The following is a 13,917-nucleotide window of genomic DNA, read 5'->3' as shown; positions in this document are numbered from 1 at the left end:
AGTTAGTAAATAGCTTAATTTCAATATTTGCTTAACTTAACTTTTTCTTGAAAAGTGTAAAAAATAAACATATAAGTAACAAAACAAAAAAATAACGACCATACAAGAGTAAAAATGCTCCTGTGTGGTCGTTTTCTTGTGTTTAATTATATCAAGTACCAAAATGGTATGTGAGCTAATCATAATTTACAGTATCTTCAGCTGCCATCAGCAATGACTTATTTGAAACAACATCAGCATAATTTGCAGTATTTGGTTCATTAGTGGTAAATGAACCACAAACACCAAAGAACTTCTCAAAGAATGATTTAAACTTTTCAATGATCGTCTGCTTCTTAGTAGTTCTGTCGCCACCACCGAAACGAGATATAGGAGGCATAAGTCTATCTATATCCGTACCTGTTGTTTTGATTTCACTATCACGAAAAGCATTCTCAATGAACTTCCTTGTTTCAGCCTCTTTAAGTTTTTCATCTCTTATAATCAAAGCAAGTTCTTCTTCTCGTTTTTCAGCTACATAATTGTACCATTCAGCCATAACATCTTCAACATCATTGATTCCGGCAATGAAGGTTTCAATAAGTGCTTTCTTGCTACGAAGCTCGGGACTTGCATCAATAGCCTTTTTGATTGTAACAAGTACTTCTTTATCTTCACAATGGTTGTCATGATACTTCTTAACGAGCATAAGGATATAGTCGATATTGATTTCTATCTGCTTGATAAGTTCAATTTCAAAGACAATATCATCTATAATATCTGTGCTTTCACCATGTTTTCGTCTTTCATTCCATTCATCACGCAAATCTTAATACCTGCCAAGGTAATCCTGTAAATCACGTTCAGAAACCATCTCTTTACCTTCAAATTCATCAAATGCGGACAATAGATTTCTCATGCGTAGAATTGCACCAAATAACGAGATAAAGTCCTTCTGATTCTGTTCCCCGATAATCTTTGGCTCTGAAAGTGGGAATTTGACAGTTAAGTTATCCATCATATCCATATATCCCGGATACTGCTTTCCATCAACGCCTTCATAACCATAGTAGTAATCTTTAAAACCCTTCATCAGAACGATACCACCAGCATTCTTATCACCGAAAAGAGAAATAGCAGCATCTACTCGCTTTTGAAGGTTTCTAAAGCATACAATATTACCGAAAGTCTTAATGGAATTAAGAATTCGGTTTGTTCTTGAAAATGCCTGAATAAGTCCATGCATCTTGAGATTCTTATCTACCCACAGTGTATTTAATGTAGTAGCATCAAAGCCTGTTAAGAACATATTTACAACAATAAGTAAATCAAGTTCCTTGTTCTTCATACGAAGAGAAACATCTTTATAATAATTTTGGAACTTATCAGAGTCTGTCGAATAGTTTGTATGGAACATCTCGTTATAATCTTTGATTGCCATTTCAAGAAAATCTCTTGATGACTGGTCAAGTGCTGATGTATCTTCTGAATTTTCCTCATCAAGAACACCACTTGTACCTTCATCATATTCCGCCTCATTTGCACCATAGCTATAAATAGTTGCGATACGAAGTTTCTTTGTAGGGTCAGCCTCCATCTGCTTTTTAAATTCCTGATAATATAACTTTGCCATTGGAACAGAGCTAACTGCAAAGATTGAGTTAAATCCACTTACACGTTGTTTCTCTTTAATTTCTTCTACAGCACCATTCTTGACGGATGCAACTTCTGAAATATTGGTAAGGGTGTTGTAAATATATGTTTTATCTCCACGATATGTTTTTCTATCAAAGTTATTAAGAATATATTCCGTAACAAGCTTGATACGTTCAGGAGCCATCATAGCCTTTTCACGAGCAATATCCCACACCTGTTCATCATCAATATCTTTATCCATATCCATTGTCTTAACATAATCAACTCTGAATGGAAGTACATTCTTATCGTTAATAGCATCAACAATAGTATATGTATGAAGCTGGTCGCCAAAAGTCTGCTCCGTAGTAAAGAACTGTGGCTTGCGGACGCCTCCTGTATTTGTAGGAAAGATTGGTGTTCCCGTGAAACCGAATAAATGATATTTCTTAAAACTCTTTACAATGGAAGCGTGCATATCGCCGAACTGACTTCTATGACATTCATCAAAAATGATTACTACATGCTTGTTATATACTTCATGGTCTTTATTTTTCTTTATAAATGTTGCAAGTTTTTGAATAGTCGTGATTATAATGTGAGCATTAGTGTCTTCCAACTGCTTTTTAAGAATGGCAGTTGAGGTATTACTGTTAGCTGCACCCTTTTCAAAACGATCATATTCTTTCATAGTCTGGTAGTCCAAATCCTTACGGTCAACTACAAAGAGAACCTTATCAATGTAAGGAAGAAGTGAAGCCTGTCTTGCAGTTTTAAATGATGTAAGTGTCTTACCCGACCCTGTTGTATGCCAGATATAACCGCCACCTGCAACATCACCATATTTTTTATAGTTATTAGCAATTTCAATACGATTCAGAATATGCTCCGTTGCCGTAATCTGATATGGTCTCATTACCATAAGCATATTTTCAGAAGTGAAAATACAATACTTGGTGATTATATTAAGAATCGTATGTTTTGCAAAGAATGTTCTTGTAAAGTCGATCAAATCAGAAATAACACGATTGTTTGCATCTGCCCAAAAGCAAGTAAATTCAAAACTGTTGCTCGTTTTGCCTTTCTTTGCGGTAGATACAGAATTTACATCCTTGATAGCATTGAAACGAGTACTGTTAGAATAGTACTTTGTGTTCGTTCCGTTTGAGATAACAAAAATCTGCGTATATTCAAAAAGACCGCTTCCTGCCCAAAAAGAATCACGCTGATAACGGTTAATCTGATTGAAAGCCTCACGAATAGCAACCCCTCTGCGTTTTAATTCAATATGAACAAGAGGGAAACCATTTACGAGAATTGTAACATCATATCTGTTGTCATACTTTGCTCCGTCAGCCTTTCCGATAACGTACTGATTGATAACCTGTAAAAAGTTGTTGTGAATATTTTTCTTATCAATAAGTGTGATGTTTTTGGTGCTACCATCATCTCTCTTTAGAACCTGAACATTATCCTCTTGAATTTTTCTCGTCTTTTCCACAATTCCCTCATTCTGATTGGCAATAGAATTGTTAAAAAACCTATCCCATTCAGTTTCAGAAAACTTGTAAGCATTAAGCCTTTCAAGCTGACTGCGAAGGTTGAAAATCAAATCTTTTTCTGTGTGTATCTTAAGATATTCATATCCCTGCTGTGTAAGCATACGAATAAACTCTTTTTCAAGTTCGCCTTCTGACTGATAGCTGTTAGAACGTGCCTTCACAGGCTCGTATTCAGTAACAACTGTATTTTCACTTGTAGATGCCACGATATTAAAATATGGCATACAGACACCTCCTTAAGAAATTATAACTGTTTAAAAGTTAGTAGCTTATCACGATAATATTCATATTGTTTTTGTCTTGCCTCAATCTCAGCAGGAAGACCGCTGTTTAAGTCAGAGCAGATTGCGTCAAAATTGTCTAATACTTCTGCTATTTTAATTTGTACATCTAAAGGTGGTATAGAAACTTCAAATTGCTCCAAAACTCTCATACCAAGATTGGGCTGTGATCCATGGCTTGCCTTCGATTTAACCATATTTTGTACACTAGTGGATTGTAATAAGTGAAACAAATATCGTGAAGAATTGTTGTCATTTACTCGCAGTGCAGCAATAGGAGACCAAATATTAAACCTTTCATCAGTATCCACATATCCGACTTTACCAGTTGTTGATCCTGATTTAACCATAAATACATCATTTCTTTGTGGTTTATATTTTTTGCAACATTCTTCATCAAATTCCTTTGTGATATTACCTCGTTTTTTGTCAAAATATATCTTTCCATCTGACACTGCCTCTGCAGACAAAAATGGAATTCCATCATCAACTAAAACAGGTGTTGTGTGTGGTCCATCTGTGATTGGCTGCGAAAGCATATCAATCAATTTTCCAACTCTAGCATTGACATTTTGATTGTTATTGAGAAGCTTATCTCTATAATATTCATACTGTTTTTTTCTTGCTGTAAGCTCCGCTGTAAGCTCCGCTGTAAGTAACGTGAAAGAGTCCAATATATGGACTATTTCACGTTGTACCTCCAACGGAGGTACGGGGAGTTTAATTCCCGACATTACGTTACTCATCAGTTTTGGGTTTCCCATTCCTTTATTTACATATTTAGGAGCCTCAACTTGTAATGTGTGAAAAATATATCTTGTTAATACATCTTCTCTATTAACCTTAAGTAGTCCACAAACATTGGTTATGCTAAATTTTCCTTTTCGATAAAACACCGATCCAGCATTAGCACCATCAGTAGTCCAAGTAAGATATTCTCCATCATAGGCATAAGAAGAAATACGACCCAATTCTCCGTCATTTTCTGTTTGCGAAGAATAAACAGGGTATTCACCTTCGTTTGCTTGTATAAAATCTTTGGACATTACTTTTCCCCTAGAAATGTCGCAGATTTCATCAACTCTTCTATACTCAACACCTTCAGGACATAATTCCTGAATCAATTCTTCTAATCTACTCATTTTGCTCACCTGCTTTCAACATTCGATTGACCGCCTTATCAAAATCAGAGGTGATTCTCTGTGCTTTGTTAAATTCTTCATATTCAGCCGACGCTTTATCTTTTGCCATTCTACCAGAGATTTTCCCCTTATCCCGCAGAATATCATATCGGCGAAACGCCAGAAATTCGTTCACGCTGGCGACAAACTCCTCCATAGTAAAGGTATTTTCTCGCTCAATCAAATCTTCAATATAGTCGAAATAGCCTGTTACGGCACGCTCCAGTTGACGAATTTGTTTTTCTTTCAGATAGTTTTTTGCAATGACCACATCTGATTTCAAAATGCGTCCGTCCGGAGCATTTTTCCAAGTAGTAAGCCCCATATTTTCTTTGGTTCTGTCAGCATAAGTATAGACAATTTCTGCCGCAGTATGCCCGGTAATTGCAAAATGGAACTTGTTTTGCACCATAGCATAAAAATCATGGGTAATCTGTGCATTTTTATCATAGTCAATGCTACATTCCGCAAAGATGTCTGTGATTTGCTGCCAGATTCGTCTTTCGCTCGCACGGATTGAACGAACTCTTTCCAAAAGTTCACGGAAATAGTCTTTTCCAAAGGCTGTTTTGCCCTGCTTCAAGCGTTCATCATCCATAGCAAAGCCTTTTATCATATATTCTTTCAAAATGCCGGTAGCCCAGATTCTGAAACTTGTTGCCCGTTTGGAATTTACTCTGTAACCAACAGATATGATTGCATCAAGGTTATAAAATTGTGTTTCTTTGCTTTGCGTTTTTCCCTCGATAGCTCCGTGTTGAGTGGTTGTTGCAATTTTTGCAACAACCACTTTTTCGTCAAGCTCACCCTCATTGAAAATATTTTTCAAGTGCCTGCTTATGGAAGATTTATCGACATCAAACAATTCAGCCATTGCTTTTTGCGTAAGCCAAATTGTTTCGTCTTTCACAAGCGCATTGACTGAAACATTTTCTTCAGCGGTTTGATATACTAAAAAATTAAAATCATTTTCCATCACTGCACCCCGATTTCTGCGATGATCTTATCAATCTCATCACGAAGAACCTGCTCACGAGCGACAATTTCTTTGATTTCTGCATTCAGCTTTACAATATCAATCTTTTCTCTTGTGTCCTCTGCTTCAACATAAGTAGATACAGAAAGGTTGTAGTCATTTTCTTCAATTTCTTCATACGTTGCAAGATGTGAGAAATGTTCGATTTCACTGCGATTTGCAAAGCAGTTCACAATCTTATCCATATTGTCGGCAGTGAGTTTATTATTGTTCGTAACCTTGATGCACTCGCTTGTTGCATCAATGAATAAAGTCTTATTGTCCTCTTTACCTTTCTTAAGCACCATAACGCAGGTTGCGATTGATGTACCGAAGAAAAGATTAGGAGGTAGCTGGATAATACAGTCAACATAGTTGTTATCAATAAGATATTTTCGTATTTTCTTTTCAGCTCCGCCACGGTACATAATACCCGGAAAGCATACAATTGCAGCTGTTCCGTTGCTTGCAAGCCAAGAAAGACTGTGCATAATGAAAGCTAAGTCTGCTTTACTCTTTGGAGCAAGAACCCCTGCAGGAGCAAAACGAGGATCATTTATGAGTAATGGATTTTCATCACCTACCCATTTGATTGAGTAAGGTGGATTTGAAACAATCAGTTCAAAAGGTTCATCATCCCAATGTGCCGGAGCTATAAGTGTATCTTCACAAGCAATATTGAATTTATCAAAACCAATATCGTGTAAAAACATATTTATACGACAAAGGTTGTAGGTTGTAATATTAATTTCCTGTCCATAAAAACCATTACGAATCTTATCTCTACCAAGCACTTTTTCCGCCTTTAAAAGTAGCGAACCACTTCCGCAGGCTGGATCATACACCTTGTTGATTTCAGTTTTTCCAACCGTACCAAGTCTTGTAAGAAGCTCTGATACATCAGCAGGAGTAAAGAACTCTCCACCCGATTTACCTGCATTTGATGCATACATTGTCATAAGGTATTCATAGGCATCTCCAAACGCATCAATATCGTGATCCTTAACATCTCCAAGATTCATATCCGCAACACCGTCAAGAAGTTTACAAAGTTTTTCATTTCTCTTTGCAACAGTGGAGCCAAGCTTATTACTGTTTACATCAAAATCATCAAAAAGACCTGCAAAGTCGGATTCAGATTCACTGCCTTTTGCTGACTCTTCAATATGACGGAACACATTCTCAAGTGTTTCATTCAGATTTTCATTATCCTTGGCTTTTGCCCTTACATTACAAAAGAGTTCAGATGGAAGAATGAAAAAGCCTTTTTCTTGTACAAGACCTTCTCTTGCCTCACCTGCCATCTCATCAGGAATCTTTGCAAAATCAAAATCAACGTTCCCCGCTTCAATTTCTCCTTCATTGATGTAGCTCGTAATATTTTCAGAAATATATCTATAGAACATAGTACCAAGTATATAGTTTTTGAAATCCCATCCATCTACAGCACCACGAAGTTCATCTGCAATTGCCCATATCGCTCTGTGAAGTTCATCACGTTCCTGTTCTTTTTTATTATCGGTAGCCATTATCTTTTTCCCTCCACTTCTTTTACTTTATATTTTGAAGATAATTTGTTTATTTCTATTCTCATGCTAACACTTCCGCAAATTGCAATTTAGATAATTATAATCTTTCATCTGTCACAATGTGTAAAATTTCTTTATGTTTAGATTGTAAATATGACTTCATAAATACAGGATATGCCACAACCTTATCAAGGTCTTCAATAGGTATCCAATGCATATTTTCTTTAACTCCTTGAGTAAAACTATTACTCATTAATTTTTGTGTCCCTCTTGATTTCATTAAAAAATAAAAAGCTATTTCATGAGAATCTAATCCTTTATATTTTCCTGTAGACTCAACAAAGAAATTTTCATGGATAATTGCAAGATGTTCAATTTCATAATGAATTCCCGTTTCTTCAAACACTTCTCTTTGCACGGCTTCTTCGGCCGTTTCACCAATATGAACTCCTCCGCCAATCGAATAGTAATAGTCATTTATTTCATTTCCAGCAAATAGAACACACTCATTTTCAACAATAATTGCTGCAGCTCTATACCTGAATCTTTTATTTTTACTTTGAAAACCACAATCTTTCTGCATCTTTATTCTATCCTTCCCTTTATGCTGATGTACTGTTTACAACATTTATTTTTGTAATAACCGCTCTAAGCAACACACCAACTATTTATTTTGAACTATTCGGTATTTCCGAATAGTTGCTTGTTCAGCAAGTTCCAAATCCTCATAAATATGTTTTAAATGCTCATTTATTGTCGAAAGTGCAACATCATATAACTCAGCCATCATCTTTTGTGTAAGCCATATGTTCTCATCTTCATAACGAACCTCAAAAGTATTTTGATTTTCACCGTTTTAAGCAATATAAGTTAAATATTCAGCTGTTGATGATCTAATTTGTAAATTATTTTGTTCTTGAATATTTTTTTCTTTTTTATTATCAATAGACATTATTTTCTCTCCACTTCAAAATCAATCCATACCTCTTCAACATCTGAATAACAGACATTATGTTTTAGGTAGAACTCTTTTATATTTTTCATAGCATTTAGGTTAGGCTTTGCTTTGCCACCTTCCCATCTATTCACAGTAGAAAATGCCACCTTTATTTCTTTAGCAAAATCTTGCTGTGTCAAAAAGCATCGTTGCCTAATTTTTTTAATTTCATCTTAAAATTTCATTATGCTTCCCCTTGCGTAAATATTTCAATAATATAGCGTTATTTCCATTTTAGATAATCTTTAAATGGTAAATATGTTGAAATAAATATTCTTTTACACAATAACCATAAAACTGTATTTATTTTACCATATTTGAGTTAAGTTTGCAAAGTTAGTAAATAGCTTAATTTCAATATTTGCTGTATTAATTTGTTCAGTTAGTGAGTTCTTTTCAGCTTCTAAAACTGATATTTTATTATTTAACTCCCCTATCTCTTTTCCTTTTAACTTAAATACTTCTGCAAGCTGTTCTTCCGTTAAGCCTATTCTATTATTTAGCTTTTTCAGACGTTGCTATGTCCTAATAGTTGATAGTTTCGGTCTATCATTCCAATAAAAAAAGACAGTTTAAAGCCATATCTGGGGCATTAAAAAAGGCACTATGCTATCTACATAATACCTTATTTATAATAAAGTTCTTTAGCTTTATCATATTCAATTTTTAATTCTTTCAAAAATTTATTATTAAGTTCATCATTCATATACTCTGCTATATCTGTTATCTCTGGTAAATCTTCATTCAAAAATTCTGTAACTTCTGCATTTTCTTTATACATCTCATCATAATTATCACATAAATAATCTTGAACATATAAAGCAAAGACGTGTATAGGCATAGATATTTTATTTTGTAAAGCTAATTCTATTTCATTAAATAATTTTTCTATCATAGTCAATTCCTCAAAAATTCTATCGCTTTTAAATATTTTTCTTTTCTCATTCTATCTATTTCTGTAATTTTTTCTAATCTATTCAAGTTACTATTATGAGTTAAGTCTGCAATTTTAACTTTTCTTGCAAGTTCATTATTTTTTACAATATTCAAATACTCTTGATAGTCTTGACCTTTTTTTGTTATACAATCAATAGCTAAAACAATATCTTCATCAAAGTGTTTTGATAAGTCTTCTATTGTAACTTCGCTATCTTCAATAACATCGTGAAGTAAAGCAACTATTTTAGTTTTATATCCCTTACTTAACATTGCAACTTTTATCGGATGAAAAATATACTTCTTCCCCGCTTTATCTTTTTGACCTTTATGTGCTTTCATCGATATAACTAAAGCCTTAATTAATTTGAGCATAATATTTTTCCTTTGTTATATCTTTTGTGTAAATAGAACCTATAAGAATTTTATCATAAAAACTATTTTGAATTTCTTTGTTATTTTCTATACAGTAAAATAAACCTTTTTCAAATTTTACATATTTTTTATAATCAGGACAATAAAAATATTGTATATCTTTTGTAAAATCAGCCATTATTTTATCCTTTCTATTCCTTTTGGAATGTCTATCATATCACTCAATGATACCATTTCATCTGTCAATTTTTTATAAAGTTCTTTATCTTTTACAGGGTTTAACAATCTTTGTTTTTCATAAAGCTTGTGTAATGCTCCCTCTTTTATTTCAATAGATTTCGGAGTATGATATTGCAGTTCAAATACATTTCCTTTTTTATCCCTTACAAGCGTATTTATACCCTTATAAACTTGATTTTCTTTAAAGGTATTTTTAACTCTTATAAATTCAAATCCTTTTTCTTCCAGTAACTTTTTGCTTTTAAAAAAGCTTTGTGTAAACCCATTTTCATTATGAACTATTGTATATCTCAAAATATCATTAACTTTATTACATCGTTAAATTCAATATCTTTAAACTTATCCTTTTTACTTCTTTTTAAGTAATTAGTTAAGAAATGACTGTCCATTGTATAGCCGTTTTGTTTAAATTCTTCATATACTCTCATAGCTTTAGTTTTAAACTCATTAGACCATTGTTTATTGACAATATATTTTAATATTTTATCATTAACAACATTCTTATTAGCCCAAACAGAGCTACCACTTACAGACTTAGTATAACTGAATTTATGCAAATTTTCAAGTCTTTTATTAATTATAATATTACGAGCTATCTGCTCATCGTTAAACCGTCTCTAGCCAACCCTCAATTAAAAGCAAGCCATTGTTGATACTTGCCTTTTGCCATTCAGCTCCTCCTTTCTATGTAATTAAAAAGACACTCGTTAAAGGGGCGTTCAGTTAGGGATTTATGGAAATCGAGTTTAACCGATAGCCTTTAAGCGGTAAAAAAAATAACGACCATACAAGAGCAGAAATGCTCCTGTGTGGTCGTTTTCTTGTGTTTATTGAAACTATAATTGTTCTACAATTTTTTCTAAGTTTATTTTTTCATCTAGTTTTCTTCTCTCATTTTGCGTTTTCTCAAAGCTATAAGAACAGCTAATGCTCCACCTGATAATCCTAATAATCCTGTAAATATTCCTACATTTGAATTATCTCCTGTTTGTGGTACTTTTACCTTTACTACAGGTTTTTTTGGATCTGGCTTTGCTGGTTTCTTTGGATCTGGTTTTACTGGATCCTTTGGATCTGGTTTTACTGGATCCTTTGGATCTGGTTTTACTACCTTTTTATCATAAATAGCATAGACTTTCATATCTTTATTTACAATTGTATCACCTGTAAACGCTGTGCCTTTTCCATCAGACTGTGTATTCCACTCTTTGAATACGTAGCCTTCTTTTTCTGGATTTTTAGGCATAGATTCTGTATCTAATGCGTCCCCTGAAATAGACTTACCATTTTCTACTTTTACCTTAGCGTATTCCTTATCACCATTCATAAATGTAACAGTATTTTGTGTTGGATCTGGTGTTGGATCTGGGTTTACTACCTTTTCTTTTACTGTAACTTTCGCTGTCGTTTTCGCAGTAGCGCCCTTGGAATCTTTTACTTCAAAGGTAACTGTGTATTCGCCAACCTTATCCTTATCAAAACCACCATTATTTATAATTTTAACATCTTTTGTTAGGTCTCCGTCTTCTTCATCAGTTGCCTTAACAACTAAACTCATAAGATCTAAATCTTCGCCTTTAGTGATTGTCTTATCCTTTACTTCAAGTTCTGGAATCTTATTCCACTGTGCAACAAATGCATGACTATCCTTTACTGTATATGCATCCCCAGGATTGTATTTTGACCCTTTCCAATAAAGGAATTGATACCCTTCTCGCATAGGCGCTTCTATGATTGTAATTTTATCATTTTCCTTGTGTGATTCCTGCTTGATTGATTTGCCGTCTGTGAATTTACCACCATTTGCATCATATGTGATAAGCAATCCACCTTGGTAATTGATATCATAGTTATTAAGTAAACTCTTACTCATATACTTATCGTGTGGAACATCTGATTTGTCACTGAACAAAAGGTTATTAAACTTTTCAAAATTTGTTGGAGGCTGATGAAGCCCTGTTTTTGCCTCGTTTCCTTTGAATAACGTCGTTGCATCTATTTTCAAATTTTGGTATTTGCTCGTATCTGCAGGATTTGAATAATCAGCTGATGCATCAAAAATTGCACCACCTAAGCCTGCTTTGTTACCAATAAATTTGCTCTCACCACTAATGTTTACATTTGCATCAACATCAACATAGAGTGCACCACCTAAGCGCTTATCCTGATCATTTTCTGGACCTTGTGTATCATTCCCATTAAATTCTGTATCTTTAATTTCAACTTTTCCAGACTGCACGGTCACTCCGGCGCCATTTGGAGCTTCATTGTTCTTTATTAAACTTTTAGAAATGACCATTTCGCTATTTATATCTTCATCCTTTAATGATAATATCGCACCGCCTGTTTTTGCGGCAATATTAGACTCTAAGGTTGTTTCTTCAACGGACAATTTGCCTCCCGCAACAAAAATTCCACCGCCAAGTTTTGCTTGATTGCCTTTGAAGATACTGTTTTTTACATTATATGTCTTATCTCCATTTACACAAAGTCCACCACCATAAAGGGTACCCTTACCATTATTCTCAAAAGTACTGTCCTCAATAGAAATTGGTGCATTTTTAGACCAGATTGCTCCTCCTTTTTTTGTTGCCTTATTATCAGTAAAAGCACAGCCACTCATAGTGCTTTCTTCCGTAGAAGCTCCAATAGAGATTGCTCCGGCAAATGTTGCGCTGTTTCCGATGAATTTTGAATCTTTAACAGTCATCTTCATTCCATCGTGTATCGCAAGAGCTCCACCCACATTAGCTTCATTCTCTTTGAACGTGCTACCCTCAATTGTCATATTCTTTACACTGTAAATTGCGCCACCCCATCCGACTGGTTGATTTTGTTGATTCTTTTCGAATGTTGAATTTTTTACTTTGAATTCATTTGAACCCCAAATAGCACCACCACCATAAGAAGATGTCGTTTTATTATTTCTAAAAGTTGCATTTTCTACTGTTGCGGTAGATTTTGAGCCAATCCACAAAGCACCACCATACTTTCCTACATTGCCTTCAAAAGTTCCACCTGTAATATTGAGCTGTCCGTTTGTAAAAAGAACTCCACCTCCACTTTCTGAAGAATTGTTCTTAAATAATCCGCCTTTTATGTTAATTGTAGTGTTCGCACGGGCCTGAATTATACCACCACTTTCTTTAGCAGTATTATTTTGTAGAACGGCTCCGTCCTCAATGGTCAATATTGAATTACCCTCGGCCAAATAAAATGTCGTTCCAAGATAGTTAGGATTATCCTTAAAATTCTGAATTACAGCCCCTTTTCCCAAAATCAAGTTGGCTCCGTTTTCATCATCCCCTCCTGCAACCATACATAACTGTCCATCACCGTTTCCATCTAAAATCACATTCTCTATTCGAAGCGTACATTTTGAATAAACCGTCATAATATCACGATTGCCTATTCTTTTTAGAGTAAATGTATGACCTTCTCTGGATTTTAGTAATATATTTACACTGGATTTTCCCCAAGCTCCTTCTGTCGCAGGAATGTCGCAATCCTTGTTCATAGTTACTACATACTGATTTTCTAATTTTTCTTGTTCGCAAGCTCCAATCGCGTCATGAAAAGTATCATATTCACCCACTAATGTCTCATTGCTACTATCGGCAATTGGATACTTAGTTACTGTGAATGTTTTTGTGCTGACAGGGTCAGCCTTTAATAGTGGTGACTGTAGAGATTTCAAATTTTTATTTTGCCCCTCTTTTCCCACAGCTTTATTTTCTTCTGATAAACTTTCATTCTTCATTATTCCGTTACTTTTTTCTGTAAAGTCTTCTGCATGAACTTGCGACCCACTTACCAGCCCTATGCCAAAACTGAAAATAATAGCTAAAAATACAGCAATACTTTTTTTCAATTTTTTATTCATTTTATACCTCCATATAATTTTTATTTTATTTCTTCCGTATAATCCCACCTATTTTATGGCAAACACCCCCTTAAAAGTGTTATCGTGAAACAAACTAGATATAAAAAAATGTGCATTTTCAGGTGCGTTACGCACAGAAAAATGCACATCAAAAGCAAGGTTATTTAAGCATATTATAACCTTGTCTTGTCTTGTCTTGTCTTGTCTTGTCTTGTCTTGAGCATTATAATCGCCTTCTTTTAATTTGTCAAGTCTTTTTTTATTATATACAGTTATTATATCATATTTCCATTTTGATAAATTT

The 13,917-nt window shown here is 34.2% G+C and carries 12 protein-coding genes and 1 pseudogene; all 13 read right to left on the bottom strand.

The genetic code is table 11. The features are described from left to right. Positions 1–175 precede the first annotated feature (175 nt). Positions 176–3,400, bottom strand: a pseudogene (locus HMPREF3181_RS06920) (type I restriction endonuclease subunit R). 20 nt (positions 3,401–3,420) lie between these two features. Beyond that, positions 3,421–4,599, bottom strand: a complete 1,179-nt coding sequence (locus tag HMPREF3181_RS06915; protein ID WP_068474952.1) for a restriction endonuclease subunit S — start codon at positions 4,597–4,599, stop codon at positions 3,421–3,423. After that, positions 4,592–5,614 (bottom strand): virulence RhuM family protein, encoded by a 1,023-nt coding sequence (locus HMPREF3181_RS06910; protein WP_068474949.1) that lies wholly within the window; start codon positions 5,612–5,614, stop codon positions 4,592–4,594. Before HMPREF3181_RS06910 ends, HMPREF3181_RS06915 begins: the two co-directional genes overlap by 8 nt. After that, the gene (locus HMPREF3181_RS06905; RefSeq protein WP_068474946.1) at positions 5,614–7,182 is read right to left on the bottom strand and encodes a type I restriction-modification system subunit M; all 1,569 of its coding nucleotides are present in this window, start codon (positions 7,180–7,182) and stop codon (positions 5,614–5,616) included. The genes HMPREF3181_RS06910 and HMPREF3181_RS06905 overlap by 1 nt, the downstream gene beginning before the upstream one ends. 97 nt (positions 7,183–7,279) lie before the next feature. Beyond that, on the bottom strand, positions 7,280–7,765 hold the full coding sequence (locus HMPREF3181_RS06900) for an NUDIX hydrolase (RefSeq protein ID WP_068474943.1): 486 nt from the start codon (positions 7,763–7,765) through the stop codon (positions 7,280–7,282). A gap of 368 nt (positions 7,766–8,133) precedes the next feature. Then, complete coding sequence (locus HMPREF3181_RS08005; protein WP_255353747.1) at positions 8,134–8,337, bottom strand: helix-turn-helix domain-containing protein; 204 nt, start codon at positions 8,335–8,337, stop codon at positions 8,134–8,136. A gap of 467 nt (positions 8,338–8,804) precedes the next feature. Next, positions 8,805–9,074, bottom strand: a complete 270-nt coding sequence (locus HMPREF3181_RS06890) for a hypothetical protein (protein WP_068474941.1) — start codon at positions 9,072–9,074, stop codon at positions 8,805–8,807. A gap of 2 nt (positions 9,075–9,076) precedes the next feature. Continuing rightward, positions 9,077–9,490, bottom strand: a complete 414-nt coding sequence (locus tag HMPREF3181_RS06885; protein ID WP_068474937.1) for an HD domain-containing protein — start codon at positions 9,488–9,490, stop codon at positions 9,077–9,079. Further along, positions 9,474–9,668, bottom strand: coding sequence for a hypothetical protein (locus HMPREF3181_RS06880; protein ID WP_068474935.1), 195 nt, complete (start codon positions 9,666–9,668; stop codon positions 9,474–9,476). Before HMPREF3181_RS06880 ends, HMPREF3181_RS06885 begins: the two co-directional genes overlap by 17 nt. After that, positions 9,668–10,024 (bottom strand): hypothetical protein, encoded by a 357-nt coding sequence (locus HMPREF3181_RS06875; RefSeq protein ID WP_068474932.1) that lies wholly within the window; start codon positions 10,022–10,024, stop codon positions 9,668–9,670. Before HMPREF3181_RS06875 ends, HMPREF3181_RS06880 begins: the two co-directional genes overlap by 1 nt. After that, positions 10,021–10,287, bottom strand: coding sequence for a hypothetical protein (locus HMPREF3181_RS06870; RefSeq protein WP_068474929.1), 267 nt, complete (start codon positions 10,285–10,287; stop codon positions 10,021–10,023). Before HMPREF3181_RS06870 ends, HMPREF3181_RS06875 begins: the two co-directional genes overlap by 4 nt. A 320-nt stretch (positions 10,288–10,607) precedes the next feature. Next, the gene (locus tag HMPREF3181_RS07995) at positions 10,608–13,661 is read right to left on the bottom strand and encodes an InlB B-repeat-containing protein (RefSeq protein ID WP_156436004.1); all 3,054 of its coding nucleotides are present in this window, start codon (positions 13,659–13,661) and stop codon (positions 10,608–10,610) included. Next, positions 13,662–13,917, bottom strand: a 256-nt coding sequence (locus HMPREF3181_RS07880; RefSeq protein WP_197415940.1) for a hypothetical protein, incomplete at its 5' end; no start/stop codon positions are given. It lies immediately after the preceding gene.

The organism is Parvimonas sp. KA00067 (assembly GCF_001553085.1).
Taxonomy (GTDB): Bacteria; Bacillota; Clostridia; order Tissierellales; family Peptoniphilaceae; genus Parvimonas; species Parvimonas parva.
The sequence above is the reverse complement of the archived record's forward strand: the minus strand, read 5'-3'. Positions and strand labels throughout refer to the sequence as shown.